Annotated in this window: 18 protein-coding genes; 2 read left to right on the top strand and 16 right to left on the bottom strand. The window is 42.9% G+C overall.

Annotated features, from left to right (window positions below):
* Window positions 1-9: 9 nt before the first annotated feature.
* The 8 genes from lipB to rsfS form a co-directional block, all read right to left on the bottom strand.
* Window positions 10-573: a lipoyl(octanoyl) transferase LipB gene (gene lipB / locus ACE2AL_RS15410; protein ID WP_241016873.1), complete on the bottom strand. Its 564-nt coding sequence runs from the start codon at window positions 571-573 to the stop codon at window positions 10-12.
* A 218-nt stretch (window positions 574-791) separates the two neighbouring features.
* On the bottom strand, window positions 792-1,055 hold the full coding sequence (gene ybeD, locus ACE2AL_RS15405) for a DUF493 family protein YbeD (RefSeq protein WP_047756149.1): 264 nt from the start codon (window positions 1,053-1,055) through the stop codon (window positions 792-794).
* 137 nt (window positions 1,056-1,192) lie between these two features.
* Window positions 1,193-2,404: a D-alanyl-D-alanine carboxypeptidase DacA gene (gene dacA, locus ACE2AL_RS15400; protein WP_206085256.1), complete on the bottom strand. Its 1,212-nt coding sequence runs from the start codon at window positions 2,402-2,404 to the stop codon at window positions 1,193-1,195.
* Window positions 2,405-2,571: 167 nt separating this feature from the next.
* Window positions 2,572-3,549 (bottom strand): endolytic peptidoglycan transglycosylase RlpA, encoded by a 978-nt coding sequence (gene rlpA / locus ACE2AL_RS15395; RefSeq protein WP_206085257.1) that lies wholly within the window; start codon window positions 3,547-3,549, stop codon window positions 2,572-2,574.
* Between the two features lie 13 nt (window positions 3,550-3,562).
* Window positions 3,563-4,675 carry a peptidoglycan glycosyltransferase MrdB gene (gene mrdB, locus ACE2AL_RS15390; RefSeq protein ID WP_272539839.1) on the bottom strand — a complete coding sequence of 371 codons (1,113 nt, stop codon included), beginning with the start codon at window positions 4,673-4,675 and terminating at the stop codon, window positions 3,563-3,565.
* Between the two features lie 39 nt (window positions 4,676-4,714).
* Window positions 4,715-6,604 carry a peptidoglycan DD-transpeptidase MrdA gene (mrdA, locus tag ACE2AL_RS15385; protein ID WP_206085259.1) on the bottom strand — a complete coding sequence of 630 codons (1,890 nt, stop codon included), beginning with the start codon at window positions 6,602-6,604 and terminating at the stop codon, window positions 4,715-4,717.
* A 32-nt stretch (window positions 6,605-6,636) separates the two neighbouring features.
* On the bottom strand, window positions 6,637-7,107 hold the full coding sequence (gene rlmH, locus ACE2AL_RS15380; RefSeq protein ID WP_206085260.1) for a 23S rRNA (pseudouridine(1915)-N(3))-methyltransferase RlmH: 471 nt from the start codon (window positions 7,105-7,107) through the stop codon (window positions 6,637-6,639).
* Between the two features lie 2 nt (window positions 7,108-7,109).
* Window positions 7,110-7,436: a ribosome silencing factor gene (gene rsfS, locus ACE2AL_RS15375; RefSeq protein ID WP_206085261.1), complete on the bottom strand. Its 327-nt coding sequence runs from the start codon at window positions 7,434-7,436 to the stop codon at window positions 7,110-7,112.
* Between the two features lie 267 nt (window positions 7,437-7,703).
* Between rsfS and ACE2AL_RS15370 the strand changes: the two genes are divergently transcribed.
* The gene (locus tag ACE2AL_RS15370; RefSeq protein ID WP_375083662.1) at window positions 7,704-8,429 is read left to right on the top strand and encodes a YbgA family protein; all 726 of its coding nucleotides are present in this window, start codon (window positions 7,704-7,706) and stop codon (window positions 8,427-8,429) included.
* Here the strand turns inward: ACE2AL_RS15370 and nadD are convergent.
* From nadD to ACE2AL_RS15330, 8 genes are all read right to left on the bottom strand, one after another.
* Window positions 8,417-9,091 (bottom strand): nicotinate-nucleotide adenylyltransferase, encoded by a 675-nt coding sequence (nadD, locus tag ACE2AL_RS15365; RefSeq protein ID WP_206085263.1) that lies wholly within the window; start codon window positions 9,089-9,091, stop codon window positions 8,417-8,419. The genes ACE2AL_RS15370 and nadD overlap by 13 nt on opposite strands.
* On the bottom strand, window positions 9,084-10,115 hold the full coding sequence (gene holA, locus ACE2AL_RS15360) for a DNA polymerase III subunit delta (RefSeq protein WP_206085264.1): 1,032 nt from the start codon (window positions 10,113-10,115) through the stop codon (window positions 9,084-9,086). Before holA ends, nadD begins: the two co-directional genes overlap by 8 nt.
* A complete protein-coding gene (gene lptE / locus ACE2AL_RS15355; RefSeq protein WP_206085265.1) occupies window positions 10,115-10,654 on the bottom strand; it encodes an LPS assembly lipoprotein LptE in 540 nt (179 codons plus the stop codon). Before lptE ends, holA begins: the two co-directional genes overlap by 1 nt.
* Window positions 10,655-10,684: 30 nt before the next feature.
* Window positions 10,685-13,267, bottom strand: coding sequence for a leucine--tRNA ligase (leuS, locus tag ACE2AL_RS15350; protein ID WP_375083661.1), 2,583 nt, complete (start codon window positions 13,265-13,267; stop codon window positions 10,685-10,687).
* A gap of 348 nt (window positions 13,268-13,615) precedes the next feature.
* Window positions 13,616-14,341: an amino acid ABC transporter ATP-binding protein gene (locus ACE2AL_RS15345; RefSeq protein ID WP_206085267.1), complete on the bottom strand. Its 726-nt coding sequence runs from the start codon at window positions 14,339-14,341 to the stop codon at window positions 13,616-13,618.
* Entirely contained in the window at window positions 14,338-15,015 is a 678-nt protein-coding gene (gltK, locus tag ACE2AL_RS15340) for a glutamate/aspartate ABC transporter permease GltK (protein ID WP_206085472.1), read from the bottom strand. Before gltK ends, ACE2AL_RS15345 begins: the two co-directional genes overlap by 4 nt.
* Window positions 15,016-15,019: 4 nt before the next feature.
* Window positions 15,020-15,760: an amino acid ABC transporter permease gene (locus tag ACE2AL_RS15335; RefSeq protein WP_272574312.1), complete on the bottom strand. Its 741-nt coding sequence runs from the start codon at window positions 15,758-15,760 to the stop codon at window positions 15,020-15,022.
* A gap of 115 nt (window positions 15,761-15,875) precedes the next feature.
* A complete protein-coding gene (locus tag ACE2AL_RS15330; RefSeq protein ID WP_206085269.1) occupies window positions 15,876-16,769 on the bottom strand; it encodes an amino acid ABC transporter substrate-binding protein in 894 nt (297 codons plus the stop codon).
* A 588-nt stretch (window positions 16,770-17,357) separates the two neighbouring features.
* On the opposite strand from ACE2AL_RS15330, the gene ACE2AL_RS15325 reads away from it, so the two are divergent.
* Complete coding sequence (locus ACE2AL_RS15325; RefSeq protein WP_206085270.1) at window positions 17,358-17,765, top strand: metal resistance protein; 408 nt, start codon at window positions 17,358-17,360, stop codon at window positions 17,763-17,765.
* Window positions 17,766-17,792: the final 27 nt, after the last annotated feature.

Genomic DNA, 17,792 nt, shown 5'->3' with positions numbered 1-17,792 from the left:
ATAGCATTATTATTGAACAATATGAAATCCCAGTGTGTCACAGAATTGGCTAATTAGCACAGGCTGAACATCAGATAATGACACTTTGGGGGCGAGGTCACAGACTTGAGTCATTTTCAACTCACTGTAACCACACGGGTTTATACGGTTAAACGGCTCAAGATCCATATCAATATTTAATGCTAACCCGTGGAATGAGCAACCTTGGCGAATGCGTAACCCAAGAGAGCAAATTTTTTCCCCATTAACATAAACACCAGGGGCATCAGGGCGAGGGTAAGCTTCAATATTAAAATGGGCTAGAGTGTTTACCACCGTGTTTTCCAGCGCAGTGACTAGTTCACGTACGCCAATTTTATTGCGCTTTAAATCAAGCATAACATACATGACTTGCTGACCAGGGCCATGATAGGTGACTTGGCCGCCTCTATCGCTTTGAATGACAGGGATATCTCCAGGAGCTAAAACATGTTCAGCTTTCCCTGCTTGCCCCTGAGTGAAAACACGCGGGTGCTCAACAAGCCAAATTTCATCAAGGGTTTTTGCGGTGCGACACTCAGTAAATTGGTGCATGGCATCAGAAACCGTTTGATAAGGTGCATGGCCAAGTTGGCGAATGATGATGCTTCTGTCTGACAAAATTTTGTGTCCAACGGTTCAAATGAAGGCAGTATAACTCCGCAAAAAGCATATCTCCAGTTTGCTTTGTTATTAATTTGTTATTTATCTAACCCATAAAACAAAAAAGCCGAACAGCAGTGATGCTATTCGGCTTGTCAGTTAAGCGTTCATTAAAGAACAACTTTCACTAATTCTAATGCACCTAATTCACTATACAAGGTTTCAACTTGTTCAATATGGGTGGCATTAATGGTAATCGACACTGAGTGATAATTACCTTTGCTGCTTGGTTTGACATCAGGGGCATAATCACCTGGTGCGTGGCGTTGAACCACTTCAATCACTTGATCAACCAGTTCAGGCTGTGCCAAGCCCATTACTTTGTAAGTTAATGGACATGGGAACTCAAGCAGTTCACCTAATTTCGTTTTCATGGGCACTCCTAATTTTTTTTAAATTGTGTCGCTGGTTGAAAAAGATTGGCTGGTATCAAACCAGCCAATGAGTTGTCTTCATCCAACAAACATATTGATACTTACTATATGGGGATGACTTATTTTCGTTTCAAGGGCTAGCCGAACCAGCGATGGAATAACAGTTTAATATAGTCGATTAGGCGACTGAAAAAACCACCTTCTTCAACATCTTTCAGCACCGCTAATGGGTGCTGCTCGATAGTTTTGCCATCTAGTTGGAAGCTAATTGTCCCCACCTGCTGGCCCTTTGTTAATGGGGCCTGCAGCTCTGTAGTGGATAGTTCATAGCTGGCTTTCAAGTCTTTTAAACGACCACGCGGTATAGTCAGGTAGAGATCTTCGACAACACCGAGTTTGACCTCGTTTTCATCACCAAACCAGACGGGTGCACTGGCAAAATCGACCCCTGCTTGCAGTGGTTTTACTGTTTCATAGAAACGGAAGCCATAAGTTAATAATTTTTTACTTTCTGCATCACGACCTTTGCTACTTTTGCCGCCCATAACGACAGAAATTAAACGCATGTCACCTTCAGTTGCAGAGGCAACTAGGTTGTACCCTGCGGCATTAGTGTGACCCGTTTTGATCCCATCAACTGCGAGGCTCTTATCCCATAACAGGCCATTACGGTTTGTTTGGCGGATATTGTTAAAGGTAAACTCTTTTTCTTTGTAGATAGCATATTCTTCAGGGACATCACGTACGAGTGCTTGGCCAATCAGTGCCATGTCTCGTGCTGAACTATACTGCCCATCGGCATCCAAACCATGAACCGTTTGGAAATGGGTATTTTTCAAGCCCAGTTTATTCACATAGCCATTCATTAGCTGAACGAAATTGGTTTGATCACCCGCGATATGATCCGCCATCGCGACACAGGCATCGTTACCTGATTGCAGGTTAATACCGCGCGTTAACTGAGAAACACTGACGCGATCGCCTGGTTTTAAAAACATCAATGAGGAGCCTTTAAATACAGGATTTCCTGTTGCCCATGCATCTTCACCTACCGTGACCATGTCATTCGCACCAATTTTACCTGATTTAATCGCTTGACCAATCACGTAGCTCGTCATCATTTTGGTTAAACTAGCAGGATCACGGCGCTGATCTGCATTACTTTCAGCGAGGACTTTTCCTGAATTATAATCAATCAGAATATAAGCTTCTGCATCAATTGGCGGTGCCGCAGGAATTGAGGTATTTGGAAAAGTTTCATTAGCAGTTGCAATATTGGCAGTCAAAAGCAGCAGTGCAGAACCCAGCACAGTGTGACGCACAATGCGTGATGGAGCGACATTATTCATGGTTGTACCATTACATCCGAAATTCGGTTAACACAAGGAGGCGCAGTGTAGCAAAAGAGTGAGTGAACAAAAAAGCCCCTTTTACATTGCGCCAATCATTTTATTGCATTTTATCTTTTTCATATGTGAAGTGGTGTTATCTCTTTCCTCTTCACATATTTGAAGCCTTAAGGTGCGATAACCATCGAAGCTTGGTTGCGTTCGGACTGCAAACGCCCTTGAACCTCGACAGCTTGTTGTCTTGTACTAAATGGCCCTAATTGTACGCGGTAAATTCCATTGTAAGGTTGGAGACGACCAGGCACATTAAACTGGTTTTTTAACTCATTTAGCATCGATTGTGCATTGGTTTGGCTACTAATTGCCCCTGCTTGAACTAAAAAGCCGCGTTCAGGTACCGCTTCTTCACTCGCAGCTTGAGGCGCAGGTGTAGGCGTTGGTGTTTGCAAGCTCATGTCAGGCATGGTGGGCTGCATTGGTTCTTTAGGTTGTTGAACTGGCAGTGCATTTTCTGGCGTTGGTAAATTTTCCATTACAGGTGTGCCCATTGGGCCTGAACCTAATTGTGGACGTCCTGGCAGGGCATAGCTTTGTTTGACAAAGTTGGAGCCAACGGTACCTGCACCAGATAAACTGCCATCTTGTGCAACTGAAATTGCATCAATTTTGATTTTTGTTGTCGGCATTAAATTTAAGCGATCTGCCGTTGCGCGGGAAACTGCAATACTTTTACCTGGGATGTAAGGGCCACGGTCATTAACACGAACGACCATCATACGGCCATTCATCATATTGGTAATGCGAACATAGCTTGGGATTGGTAGCGTAGGATGTGCAGCCGTTAATTCAACGGGGTTTACGCGCTCACCAATTGCGGTCATATTGCCAGTCGATTCAGCACCGTAAATTGATGCATAACCGACTTGTGAAAACTGAGCTGGATCGCGAACAATTTGATATTGTTGCCCATTACGGGAATAGTCGTTATTTGCCGTCGGATGATATGGCTCATAATGAGGCTCTGCACCTAATACATCTTGTGTTGGCACATTTGTCGGCACTTGTGGTGCCTGCTTAACGTCTTCTGTCACACAGCCACTGAGTAGCGCGGCAGTGATGCCAAGCATTATCCATTGTAAACGCATACTAAGCCTCATTTTATAAACTTTTGGATAGAAATTTTCGGTGTGTATGTATCGACATGATAATACCGAACCCAGCCATTAATACAATTAAGGCAGACCCCCCATAACTCACCAAGGGGAGGGGGACGCCAACAACGGGTAATATACCACTTACCATGCCGATATTAACAAATACATAAACAAAAAGGATTAAGATCAAACCGCCAACCATCACTCGGCCAAACGTATTCTGTGCACTCGCGGCGATATACAGCCCACGAATGATTAGCAGTATATAGAGACCTAAAAGAATAAGAACACCAACCAAACCCAGTTCTTCTGCCAGTACAGCAAAAATAAAGTCGGTATGCCTTTCTGGTAAGAACTCCAGTTGAGATTGCGTACCATGTAACCAACCTTTGCCCATGAGCCCACCAGAGCCAATGGCGATTTTAGATTGAATGATATGGTAGCCAGCACCTAACGGGTCTGTTTCAGGATCGAGTAGCATCATCACGCGAGCTCTTTGATAATCATGCATCAAGAAGAACCATAACAGCGGGATAAAGGCGGCAAGTGCGATGGCTGCAACGGCGATAAGCCGCCAGCTCATCCCCGCAAGAAAGAGAACAAACAGCCCTGAAGCCGCGACTAAAATAGAGGTTCCAAGGTCAGGCTGTGCGGCAACGAGTAGTGTTGGAACAAAAATCAGTATTAAGGCAATCAGTGTATTTTTAAATGAAGGCGGGCACGAATCGCGGTTCATAAAGCGCGCTACCATCAGAGGAACGGCTATTTTAGCGATTTCAGATGGCTGAAAACGTACAAAGCCTAAATCTAACCAACGTTGAGCCCCTTTACTTATTTGCCCGAACACATCTACAAAAATCAGTAAAATCACGCAAAAAATAAATAAGTGCGGCGCCCAACTTTCATACATCCGAGGAGGAATTTGTGCCATCACAATCATGACAATAAAACCTGTGGCAATTTGCCCAAGTTTTCTTTCCATCATTTCAGGGTCTTGCCCACTAGCGCTCCACATGATAAACGCGCTGTAAGCAAGTAATGCAATAATGATCAATAACATAGGTACATCTATGTGCAGACGCGTTGATAATGAATTTTTTCTCTTATCGTCAGTCATAATCTTTATTGCTCATAAAAAAGGTTCTTAAAACACGCATTAGCGATCTTCCCCCACACCTGCTGCTGATGAGACAACTTCAGTTCGGTTATCGCCAAGCAGGACATGGTCAAATATTTGGCGAACAATATCACCAACTGCTGGACCTGCACCGCCGTTTTCTAAAATAATCGCGACAGCAATTGTTGGCTTATCATAAGGTGCATAAGCAATCATTAATTTGTGGTCACGTAAATGTTCTGCCAGCTTACTTGCATTATAGGTTTCATAGCTGAAAACCTGTGCTGTTCCTGATTTGGCGGCCACTTTATAGGGGGTGCCAATAAAGCTGCGACGACCCGTACCGTTCGGCGCATTTGCGACACCATACATACCGTGTTTAGCCAGTTCCCAATATCCCGAATGAATGTCACCAATTTGCTTGGTTTCCTTATCTTCATAAGGCACCATTGCGTTACCCAGTTTCGTGCCATACAGCAGGTGAGGGGTTTTGACTTGGCCATCATTGATTAACGTCATCAATGCTTTAGACATTTGGATTGGTGTTGCTGTCCAGTAGCCTTGTCCTATTCCAACAGGAATTGTATCCCCTTGATACCAGGGTTTTTTATAACGCTTTTGTTTCCATTCTCGGGTTGGCATGATACCTGAACGTTCTTCCGCAAGGTCAATGCCTGTGTATTCTCCGAAACCAAAACGCGTCATCCACGCAGAAAGACGGTCTATCCCCATATCATAAGCGACTTGATAGAAGAAAGTATCCGCTGATTCAACAATCGATTTAACAACATTTAATTTACCGTGCCCCCAACGTTTCCAGTCACGGTAACGTTTTTCTGAGCCAGGAAGTTGCCACCAGCCAGGGTCAAAAATGGTGGTATTCGGTGTGATCACTTTTTCGCTTAGGGCAGCAACCGAAATAAATGGTTTTACCGTTGATGCAGGAGGATAGAGCCCCTGAGTGGTGCGGTTAATAAGCGGTCTATCTGGGTTATTTAGCAACGCCTGATAATCTTTGTTCGAGATACCATTAACAAACAAGTTTGAGTCATAACTCGGGTTTGATACCAAAGCCAGTATTTCGCCATTGCGAGGGTCGGTTACGACGACAGCGGCGCGGCTGGTGGTTAACAGTTTTTCGATATAAGTTTGTAGTTCTAGGTCGATAGTGAGATAGATATCACGCCCTGCTTGAGGCGGTTGCTCATGTAACTGGCGGATCACGCGACCGCGGCTATTGACCTCGACTTCTTCATAGCCTGTTTTACCGTGCAAGATATCTTCGTAAAAGCGTTCAATGCCTAATTTTCCAATATCGTGGCTCGCAGCATAGTTTGGCAATACGCCTTCTTTATCCAAGCGTTCTACGTCTTTATCGTTAATTTTTGCGACGTAGCCAATCACGTGAGTTAATGCGGATCCATAAGGGTAAGAACGGCGCTGGTAGCTTTTGACCTCTAAACCAGGAAAGCGGTATTGATTAACTGCAAAGCGCGCTACTTGTACTTCATTAAGTTGAGTTTTCAGTGCAATAGAGGTAAAACGGCGTGAACGTTTACGCTCTTTTTCAAAGTTAGTGATATCTTCATCGGTTAAATCGACAACATTGCGTAATTTTTCAAGTGTTTCTTTTAAATCATCGACTTTTTCAGGAATGATTTCTAGTTGATAGAATGTGCTGTTAAGCGCAAGTTGTGTTCCTCGTCGGTCATAAATAATTCCGCGGCTTGGCGCAATAGGGACTAATTTGATTCGGTTATCATTTGAACGAGTTTGATAATCTTCATGACGAACAATTTGCAGATGATACAAATTAGTGACAAGAATGGCAGTCAAAATAACAATCACGCCGAAGGCAATAAGCGCTCGGCGAATAAATAAGACAGATTCAGCGGTATGGTCGCGAAAAGGGGTGCGTTGTGTTTTCATCCCATTGCCATTTTGAACATATTAAAACCTGACTATTCCCTGTGGTAAGGGTGATTAGTCGTAATACTCCATGCCCGATAAAGACTTTCGGCAACAAGGACTCGAACTAAAGGGTGTGGTAGCGTAAGTGGTGACAATGACCAACTTTGCTCCGCTGCTTCTTTGCAAGCAGGGGCAAGGCCTTCGGGACCACCAATCAACAAGCTGACATTTCGACCATCTTGTTTCCATTTATCAAGTTGGACAGCGAGTTTGGGGGTATCCCAGCGGTCACCTGGAATATCCAGTGTGACAATGCGATTACCTTTCCCTACTGCGGCAAGCATTAACTCGCCTTCTTTTTCCAAAATACGCTTGATATCGGCATTTTTTCCACGTTTTCCTGCCGGAATTTCCGTTAGTTCAAACGGCATATCTTTAGGAAATCGGTGGAGATAATCCATAAAGCCGGTCTGAACCCAGTCCGGCATTTTTGTTCCAACGGCAATGAGCTGTAATTTCAACCTCAGCTCCAGAGTTTTTCTAATTCATACATACGGCGACTTTCATCTTGCATGATGTGAACGATGGCATCGCCAAGATCAACAACAATCCAATCAGAAATTCCTTGCCCTTCAACACCTAACGGCATTAACCCGTTTTTACGGCAAGCGTCAATCAACCTGTCAGCAACGGACATCAAATGGCGGCTTGAGGTTCCTGTACAGATGATCATCTGATCGGTAATACTTGATTTCCCTTGAACATCGATAGTGATGATATCTTCGGCTTTCGCATCATCGAGACTTTCGATAATAAATTTTTGGAGTTCAGTTCCTTGCAAAAGGTTCACCTTTTATTCAAACAAACAGAATATGATGTTAAATACTGTTTGTAGTTTATAGACAAATAGTTTGCTGCCAATAAACGAATTAGACTCATTTTCAGCAGAGTCATTTTACCCTAGATTTTAAGAAAAATCGGCTAAATTCTTTTTTATTCATTTTGAAGTGAAATTTATAGGGATATCTGCTCATTTGGGCAAGAAGTTTGTGTTAACTTTACAAAATAACAAAAGAAATTTTTACCCTAACAAATATTTTAGAATGGGATGAACAGAGTGCAAATAATTAAGCCTCAAGTGTTTATGTTTGAAGGGATTAATCACCTCCCGATAGAAATACAGGATGACATCGCTCCTATTGTGGAATCCATAACCAATCTATCGAGTATTTCTTGTACAGCGGGGGCGTTGGGAGTGGTCTGTTCATTATCGAATCTATCCGAATTAATCGGGTTATTTCCTGCGAATATACCTATTTTAACGGGAGATAAATTGCAAGATATACCCCACTGGGATGCTTTTTTAACGCAATTATATACCTTGCAACGGCTTGAATATTTGCAACAGCGGTTAACTCATCATGAAATAATTCAATTTCATAGTCGTCATAAATATTTGATTATGGCGTACTCCCCTGTGGGGTATCAATTAACAGGCCGTCTAGTGGCGACTATTCGCAAAGGTAGTAATTTGACGTTATTTTTTAATCAATATAAAGCGAGCTTGATGGAAATATTTGCAACCGTAGCGCCTAAAAATATTCAAGTAAATGCACTTAGCCATATGCAAGGCTATTTTAAACATAAAGCAACTCAAGACGAGAAAAAACGATTGTTGTGGTTAATTAATGATTATCGAGAAGGTTATTTGCCCATTAATCGGCCATTAATGATGATGCAGCAATTACTACGGCAATATCCCGATGATTACCTCAAGGGGCAATATTTCTTTGTGCCTTACCCTAACTGTAATGTATTAAGAGAAAGGCCTTATCGTTGGTAAAGACCTTGCTGGTGAATATACTGTAAAACAGCTTCAGGAATTAAATCACGGCAGCTATCACCTGCAATTAATTTTTGGCGTATCTCTGTAGCGGAAATATTAATAAGCGGTGTATCCCCTAAAAAAATATAACCGTGGGGTGTACTGCGCAATTTTTCGGGCTGGGCTGTTTTATGTTGTGAAAGCCATGCTTGCATTTTCGGGTCAGTAAATTGTGTTGCATACCCTGGACGTGAGCAAACCAGTAAATGGCAGTTATCTAATATTTTATCCCACCCGTGCCAGGTATTAATGGAAAGTAATGAGTCTTGCCCAATAATAAACGCTAAAGGTTGCGTCGAGCCCTTTTCTTGGCGTAATTCTGTCAATGTTTCAATGGTATAAGATGGCGAATTTTTTTCGAGTTCCCGTGTATCAATTGTAAATAACGGATTACCTTGAATGGCTAATTTTACCATTTCTAATCGTTGGGATGGGCTTGCTTCAGGCTGCGGGCGATGAGGCGGAACGTGGTTTGGTAGCAAAAGAACCTTTTGTAACCCAACTTGCTTTGCGAGTGCTTGAACAGGGCGCAAATGACCATAATGGATGGGGTCGAATGTTCCGCCAAATAAGGCTTGCAGACCCGTATTTTTTTTTGGAAAAGCAAACTGATTAACCATGAATAAAATTCTCTGCAAATGATTTGCCACACAGCAACATAGACAGGGATTGAAGATCGGGCCATGCAGAATGGCTAAAGTCTTGTTTAATGTGAACCTCTGCTTGAGTTAATAACATGAGTGCAGATTGTAATTGATGTAAACTTAAACGCTGCAAAGCTTCAGTCATCACGCCACGGCGGTTCTGCCAGACCTTGTGTTGGTCAAATAAGGTTTTTAAAGGTGTAGTCGCTGATTGGCGTTTTAAGGTGATCAACAGCATTAATTCTCGTTGGATTGAGCGCAATAAAATAACAGGTTCAACATCTTCATGTTGAAGTTGCTCAAGAATATGCCATGAGCGGCGAGATTTCCCCGCTAATAGGGCATCAACCCAATGAAAAGGGGTGAAATGTGCGGAATCATTCACCGCGCTTTCAACTCGTGGGTAGGTCAATTTGCCATCGGGGTAGAGTAATGAAAGTCGCTCAAGAGCTTGAGCTAACCCCAATAGATTCCCTTCATAACAATAGCAAAGCAATTGGTTTGCTTCAGCTTCGAGGGATAACCGCATATTGTATGCGCGCTTAGACACCCATTGAGGCAAGCGTTGGTATTCAGGCGTTAAACAGCTGACATAAATCGCATCTTGGCTAATAGCTTTAAACCAAGCACTGTTTTCTTGGGCTTTGGTTAACTTGTGCCCACGCAGCACCAACAGTAAATCGGCGTGCAATAATTGAGAAAGCTGGTTTAATTTTTCCGCCATTGCCGCATTTGGGCCATTTTCGGGGAGCAGTAAAGTGAGTGTTTGACGGCTGGCGAATAAGCTCAGTGCTTGGCACAAGCTAAAAATTTCATCCCAATCCGTGTTTTGCTCAAGGGCAAAAGTAAAATGCTCTTCGAACCCTTGCTCAATAGCGGCTTTACGAATCGCATCCTGACTTTCTTGAAGAAGAAGGGGCTCATTGCCCCAAATTAAATAGCGGCCTCTTAGAGACTCTTGTAACGAAGAGGCCAACTGTTCAGGGTAAATACGCGTCATTATGGTTGCGTGTTAGCTTCAGCGGCTTGAGCTTTCGCTTTTTCAAGTTCAGCTGAGTGAACCAACAGTAACTTGCGGACGATATTGCGTGCCGCCTGCTCTTGCATTTCTTGCTTAACAATCTCTTTTTCCGCATCTTTTGCAAGTGCTTCTAATGGGTTGTCAAAGAAAGTACGTTCTACACGGCTTTGCAGCGGGTATATTGCACCATCTGGCATTAAAACCTGCGCATTCATCGTGAACGTTAATTGTTTCTCAGCAGCTTTACCATCTTGATAAATCGATACAGTTTCAGTGTTTTCACTGGAACTTGTGATTTTCAAAATAGGGACGCTCGCGTTGCCTGTTTCGAGGATCGTCACGTTATTGAGTCGCAATTGTTCCCGAAGGGCACGTGTCAGGTAGCCGTATGGATCGTTTGAACTCAGCTGCAATGTTTTCAATTCTTCAGGAATTTGCGTTGTTCCTTGTAAACGAAAACCGCAACCTGCGGTAACGAGTACCGCAAGACTCAAAAATAAAGTTATTAGATAACGCACCTGGCCTCCTTATCAGCCAACAGCCTAATATCAACCTACAACAAGGTTAAGCAATTTGCCTGGAACATAGATTACTTTGCGAATACTCACCTCTTCAAGGTATTTTGACACGCTAGGCTCTTGTTGCGCCATTTCTAAGACAAATTCTTGTGTCGCATCGGCTGGAACGGTAATACGACCACGCACCTTGCCATTGACTTGAACGACAACCAACTTAGTGTCATCAATCATGGCTTTTTCATCAGCAACAGGCCACTGTGCGAAATCGATGTCTGTTTGATGCCCCAAAGCTTTCCACATTTCAAAGCAAGCATGTGGGATAATAGGTGACAGCATCAGTGTAATGGCTTCGAGAGACTCTTGGACTAATGCACGGTCTTGCTCGGTTTCTTGTGGAGCACGGACTAATTTATTCAAGAACTCCATGATCGCGGCAATTGCCGTGTTAAATGCATAACGGCGACTAAAATCATCAGAGACTTTAGCGATTGTTTTGTGCAGATCACGGCGTAAGTCTTTTTGCTCTGTCGTTAATGCACTGATATCTAAAGGAGATGTTGCGCCTTTTTGAGAATGTTCATGCACTAAACGCCAAACACGGCGAACGAAGCGGTTGGCGCCTTCAACGCTAGACTCTTGCCATTCAAGGGTTAGCTCAGGCGGTGCTGCAAACATCATGAATAAACGAACCGTATCTGCGCCGTATTTTTCGACCATTAATTGTGGGTCAATACCGTTATTTTTAGACTTAGACATTTTGCTCATACCAGTATAAACCAGTTCATGGCCTTCATTGTCTACAGCTTTAGTAATACGGTTTTTGTCATCACGTTCAACAATGGCATCAGCAGGGGAAACCCAAACACGTTGCCCATCGCTTCCCGTGTAATAGAATGCATCAGCAAGTACCATGCCTTGGCACAGTAAGCGTTTTGCGGGTTCATCGGAGTTGACCAGCCCTGCATCACGCATCAATTTGTGGAAGAAACGGAAATACATTAAGTGCATGATAGCGTGTTCAATACCGCCAATATATTGGTCTACAGGTAACCAGTAGTTAGCTGCGGCTGGGTCTAACATACCGTCATCATATTGAGGGCAAGTATAACGTGCGTAGTACCAAGAAGATTCCATAAAGGTATCGAAGGTATCTGTTTCACGTAGTGCAGGTTGACCATTAATGGTCATTTTCGCCCACTCAGGATCTGCTTTAATCGGGCTGGTAATGCCGTTCATCACAACATCTTCAGGCAAAATCACAGGCAGTTGATCTTCTGGAACAGGAACGACAGTGCCGTCTTCCAATGTTGCCATTGGGATTGGCGCGCCCCAGTAACGTTGACGTGAAACACCCCAGTCACGTAAGCGATAGTTGACTTTACGTTGGCCTGCACCCAGTGCAACAAGTTTGTCTGAAATCGCATTGAAACCAGCTTGATGGTCTAACCCGCTGAATTCACCTGAATTAATCAGTGCGTTTTTCTCCGTCATGGCTTCTTGGGATAAATCAGGCTCGTTGCCTTCTGCATCAGCAATGACGGCTTTAATTGGCAGATTGTATTTGTGAGCAAACTCCCAGTCACGTTGGTCGTGAGCAGGGACGGCCATAACCGCGCCAGTACCGTATTCCATTAATACAAAGTTTGCGACCCAAATTGGCAGTTTTTCTTGAGTCAATGGATGTACAACGAATAAGCCTGTTGCCATCCCTTTTTTATCCATCGTTGCCATATCCGCTTCTGCGGTTTTGGTGTTACGGCATTCATCAATAAATTGCGCTAATTCAGGATTATTCGTAGCGGCTTCTTTTGCTAAAGGGTGACCTGCGGCAACGGCAACATAAGTTGCACCCATAAAGGTATCAGGGCGAGTGGTATAAACCGTTAAGGTTTCATCGCGGTCAGCAACATTAAAGGTGATCTCAGTCCCCTCGGAGCGGCCGATCCAGTTGCGTTGCATCGTTTTAACTTGCTCAGGCCAATCGTCCAATTTGTCCAGATCGTTGAGCAACTCTTCTGCGTAGTCAGTAATCTTGATGAACCATTGTGGGATTTCTTTGCGCTCAACTGGGGTATCACAACGCCAGCAGCACCCATCAATGACTTGTTCATTAGCCAGAACGGTTAAGTCATGTGGACACCAGTTGACCGCTGAGGTTTTTTTATACACTAAACCCTTTTCATACAGCTTAGTGAAGAACCATTGTTCCCAACGGTAATATTCAGGGGTACAAGTCGTGACTTCGCGATCCCAATCGTAACCGAAGCCGAGCATTTTAAGCTGGCTTTTCATGTAATCAATATTGGCATAAGTCCATGGCGCAGGAGCAGTGTTATTTTTAACCGCAGCACCTTCAGCAGGTAGACCAAACGCATCCCAACCAATTGGTTGGAGAACGTTTTTCCCCAACAAACGTTGGTAACGAGAGATAACGTCACCCATGGTGTAGTTACGTACATGGCCCATGTGTAGTCGACCAGAAGGGTAAGGTAGCATGGACAGGCAGTAGTATTTTTCTTTGCTGTTGTCTTCAGTCACTTTGAAAGTTGCTTTTTCATCCCAGTGACGCTGTACTTTAGGCTCTATATCTTCTGGACGATATTGTTCTTGCATGGCACCGATAATCCTATGGTGAATAAATGCTACATTTGTAGCGTGAATGTCTTTCTTAATTAAGATCCGCATAGCATAGCGGATCCTCACCGAAAACAACAATAGTTGATTAGCTGAACCTACGGGGGAAGCTGGATATTGCTTTTCGGGGAACGGAGTCAGAATATTTTACTCTGATAACCAAACAACTTAACTAAAAAGTCAGGCAAATGGTAGTGGTTTCTTGAACTATTTCAAATTCAGCGAGTTGTTGTGGATTTTTATTCGCGGATAATCGCAATTTGGTGTGTGAATCGGTGTGAAATTGCAATCTGAAGAGGAGGGAGCCAAGTGGCTCCCTGTAAAAAATTAATGCAAAATTTTCGCTAAGAAATCTTTGGCGCGGTCGGATTGCGGGTTAGCAAAGAACTCTTCTTTTTTACTATCCTCAACAATCTTCCCTTCATCCATAAAAATCACGCGATTAGCCACTTTTTTGGCGAAGCCCATTTCGTGCGTGACCACCATCATGGTCATGCCTTCATTGGCGAGTTCCACCATGACATCTAGCACTTCGTTGATCATTTCTGGGTCAAGTGCTGATGTGGGTTCATCGAACAGCATTGCGATTGGATCCATACAAAGTGCGCGAGCGATAGCAACGCGCTGTTGTTGGCCACCAGATAATTGCGCTGGGAACTTATTTGCATGACTTGCTAAGCCAACTCGTTCTAAGAGCTTAAGTCCTTTTGCTTCTGCTTCCTTTTTATCGCGATTTAACACTTTAACTTGCGCCAGTGTTAAGTTTTCAATAATGGATAAATGTGGAAATAATTCAAAGTGTTGGAATACCATCCCCACTTTAGAACGTAGTTTTGCAAGGTCTGTTTTTTTGCTATTGACTTGAATATCATTCACAAAAATCTCACCCTGCTGAATAGGTTCTAAGCCATTCACTGTTTTTATTAATGTGGATTTACCCGAACCAGATGGCCCACATACGACGACAACTTCACCTTTTTTAACTTCAGTTGTGCAGTCTGTGAGCACCTGAAATTGGCCATACCATTTGGATACATTTTTCAGGGTAATCATGAAACAGTCCTTTTCTTAAGATAATTCACTAACATTGAAGCGCCAAAACTGATAATAAAGTACACCAGACCTGCAAACAGTACCATCTCTACCTGTGTGCCATCTCGCTCACCAATATTTGTGGCGGTACGGAAGAAGTCGGTTAAGCTCAGGACATACACAAGGGATGAGTCCTGAAATAACACAATACCTTGTGTTAATAACAGTGGTACCATCGCTTTAAACGCTTGCGGTAACACGACGAGTCTCATGGTTTGCATTTGTGTCATGCCTAGCGCTAACGCAGCAGAGGCTTGTCCACGGGAAATGCTTTGAATACCCGCACGAATGATTTCGGAGTAATAAGCCGCTTCAAAAAGAGAGAAGGCTATCATTGCTGAAATCAAACGAATATCATTTTTTGGTGATAAGCCTAGAACATTTTGTAATAAGCTTGGAACGATTAAATAGAACCATAACAAGACCATAACGAGTGGAATGGAACGGAACGTATTCACGTAAAGCGCAGCAAACCAGCTAATTGGCTTGAAAGTTGATAAACGCATGACCGCCAAGACGGTTCCCCATAAAATCCCTACTACAATAGCGGTTAATGTGATTTTAGCCGTTACAATAAAGCCATCAATTAAGAAGGGCATGCTTGGGGCAATTGAGCTCCAATCAAAATCATAAATCATTTTATCGCCCTCCTAATGTGCCAGGTAAGCGAACTTTACGCTCTAATAGCGCCATCAAAATCATAATGATGACGTTAATACCTACATAAGCTAATGTAATTGCAGTGAATGATTCCCATGCGTGAGCTGAGTAATCGAGCAGCTTACCTGCTTGTGCCGCCATATCGACTAAGCCGATGGTGGAGGCAATGGCAGAGTTTTTCACCAAGTTCAACATTTCTGAGGTCATTGGAGGCAAGATCACGCGATACGCATTTGGCAATAATACGTAACGATAGGTTTGTGGCAAGGTTAAGCCCATCGCTAACGCTGCGCTTTTTTGCCCTCTAGGCAGTGATTGTATTGCGGCGCGTACCTGTTCGGTCATACGTGCTGCGGTAAATAACCCCAGACATAACATTGAAGAAATAAAAAATTGATAGTTAGGATCTAACTCCATTTTAAACCAATCGCCAATTGAGCGGGGAAGCAGCTCAGGGATCACTAAATACCACGTGAAGAATTGCACGATGAGTGGCACGTTACGGAATAATTCCACATAAGCGGTACCTAAAAAGGCTAAAAAGCGGTTAGGGACTGTACGTAAAATACCGAAAAATGAACCGACTAAGAATGCGATAATCCATGCGCAAATAGAAAGTGTGACAGTGACTTCTAGGCCAGATATTAACCACCCTAAATAAGTGGTATTCCCAAACGGGGCTTCCTGAAGGAATATTCCCCAATTCCAATTAATTGACATAATTTTGACTTCCTGTGGGCAATTAGATTGTCCCGAATACTGTGAAGAGTGAGCAAGGCGGGGAACGACCGCCTTGCAACCCTTACTTCCAGTAACACCCTGTTTGTCTTTTTTATTAGTTTAGTGCTTTGTCATTTGGCGCTTTAAACAGTGCTTTCATTTCATCGGACAACGTAAACTTCAGATTCAGATTTTTTGGTGGGATAGGTTGGTTAAACCAACGATCAAAGGATTTTTCAGCTTTGCCTGAGGTTTGTGCGGTTGCGATAGTTTCGTCAACCAGTGCTTTGAATTGCGGGTCGTCTTTACGCAACATACAGCCATAGGCTTCTTCAGTTTGTGGCTTACCAACGATTTCCCAAATTTCAGGTTTTTTCGCTTTAGCACGTTCACCCGCTAGCAGTGCGTCATCCATCATAAAGGCAACGGCACGGCCAGATTCTAAAGTACGGAATGAATCACCATGGTCTTTGGCGCTGATAATGCGCATTTTCATGTTTTTTTCGTCATTTAATTGATTTAACAGGATTTCAGACGTTGTACCAGAGGTTACAACAACGTTTTTCCCTGCTAAGTCCGCAAAATCTTTGACGCCAGAATCGTTCTTAGTCAGTAAGCGTGTACCAACCACGAAAATTGTGTTGGAGAACGCCGCTTGTTTTTGTCTTTCTATATTATTGGTGGTTGAGCCACACTCGAAGTCAAAGGTGCCATTTTGTAACAATGGGATACGGTTTTGCGACGTAATTGGGATTAATTTCACTTGCAGATCTGGCATATTTAATTTTTTCTTCACGGCATCAACGATTTCGTTTGAGTAATCCTGTGAATAACCAACGACTTTCTGGTTATTGTCATAGTAGGAAAACGGTACAGAAGATTCACGGTGACCAACAACAATGACACCGTTATCTTTGATTTTTTTCAGAGTCCCGTTTAGCTCGTCTGCTTGAACTGCGCAGGTCGCACCTAAAATCATCATTGATAATACAAGCTTACTTATACGCATAATTACAGCTCCTTTAGAACATCGGTGTAAACCCGTCATATTTCAAAGGTGACCTGTCATGGAACGAGGTTACACTTGAATGACGTTAGTTTTGTTGTGTTATGTTTGCTGATGTGTCGAGGATTTCGATAACGCCACGATCATCGGCTGTATGTTTTATTATTGTTAAAAAGTAATTAAATTTGTTAACTAATGAAAATGGATTGTTTCAATTTCGGGAGCTATCTCGCATATTATTTGGTGCATTCTTGAATCAGCGCACTAATATGGTGAATAACGACTAAAAATTGTTTAAAACTGATAATCGCGCACTGTTAGGGTGCAAACTATCGCCACTTTCATTCCTGTATAAGATGTAGCAATTTCTGTGCCGAGTTTTAGAGATAGGTAAGTTTTTGTTTATCGAAAAGGGAAATGTATTTGTAAAGTTAGATGATGCTACTTGTACGGAATGTTTTGCTGTGTAAGATGTAACCTCCATTTAACTTATAGATGGCATAACGGTTTTAGTCAAAGTTAGATTTCTACCGTTATTATTGCTAAAGTTGTTTAATTGGTGTTATTTCAGGAAGATATACCGAGAAACGCATGAACAGGCATTTAAAATTAGGTAAAGGATTAGTGATATTCGCCTGTCTGATGGTATTGATTTGTATGAATCAGCGCGCCGTCGGAGAGCGTCTATTTGCCAATTTTTTTGTGCCGAACGTTTTAGTTCACGCACAAAGTCATGCTGGATCTAACCTTACCTATACCGATAAATCTCAATTAGAACAAAGTGATAGCAGTACGCATCTTTCTAGTTGTGAGCTTAGTGCTAAATCATTAATCACTTTGCTACCTGCTGTTATCGAGCCTTTCTTCTTTATGTTTCTTGCTTTAGCTGCATTAATGGTATTTTGCACTAATCTATTTATATCTAGAGCAAACAATGAAGAAAAGCATGCCCCTCCAAGAGTCAGACGACACTTACAGTTTTGTAATCTTCGGAATTAGCGCACAACGAATTTCAATTCGTTGGTG

Source organism: Providencia xihuensis (assembly GCF_041953405.1).
Lineage (GTDB): Bacteria > Pseudomonadota > Gammaproteobacteria > Enterobacterales > Enterobacteriaceae > Providencia > Providencia vermicola.
Note: the sequence above shows the minus strand (reverse complement) of the source record. Positions and strands in the feature narration are given on the sequence as shown.

Excerpts from the sequence above, each read along its gene's own strand:
- lipB (WP_241016873.1), bottom strand. The coding sequence starts at position 573 with ATGCACCAATTTACTGAGTGTCGCACCGCAAAAACCCTTGATGAAATT.
- ybeD (WP_047756149.1), bottom strand. The coding sequence starts at position 1,055 with ATGAAAACGAAATTAGGTGAACTGCTTGAGTTCCCATGTCCATTAACT.
- dacA (WP_206085256.1), bottom strand. The coding sequence starts at position 2,404 with ATGAATAATGTCGCTCCATCACGCATTGTGCGTCACACTGTGCTGGGT.
- rlpA (WP_206085257.1), bottom strand. The coding sequence starts at position 3,549 with ATGCGTTTACAATGGATAATGCTTGGCATCACTGCCGCGCTACTCAGT.
- mrdB (WP_272539839.1), bottom strand. The coding sequence starts at position 4,675 with ATGACTGACGATAAGAGAAAAAATTCATTATCAACGCGTCTGCACATA.
- mrdA (WP_206085259.1), bottom strand. The coding sequence starts at position 6,604 with ATGAAAACACAACGCACCCCTTTTCGCGACCATACCGCTGAATCTGTC.
- nadD (WP_206085263.1), bottom strand. The coding sequence starts at position 9,091 with ATGGTTAATCAGTTTGCTTTTCCAAAAAAAAATACGGGTCTGCAAGCC.
- holA (WP_206085264.1), bottom strand. The coding sequence starts at position 10,115 with ATGACGCGTATTTACCCTGAACAGTTGGCCTCTTCGTTACAAGAGTCT.
- leuS (WP_375083661.1), bottom strand. The coding sequence starts at position 13,267 with ATGCAAGAACAATATCGTCCAGAAGATATAGAGCCTAAAGTACAGCGT.
- ACE2AL_RS15345 (WP_206085267.1), bottom strand. The coding sequence starts at position 14,341 with ATGATTACCCTGAAAAATGTATCCAAATGGTATGGCCAATTTCAGGTG.
- ACE2AL_RS15335 (WP_272574312.1), bottom strand. The coding sequence starts at position 15,760 with ATGTCAATTAATTGGAATTGGGGAATATTCCTTCAGGAAGCCCCGTTT.
- ACE2AL_RS15330 (WP_206085269.1), bottom strand. The coding sequence starts at position 16,769 with ATGCGTATAAGTAAGCTTGTATTATCAATGATGATTTTAGGTGCGACC.
- ACE2AL_RS15325 (WP_206085270.1), top strand. The coding sequence starts at position 17,358 with ATGAACAGGCATTTAAAATTAGGTAAAGGATTAGTGATATTCGCCTGT.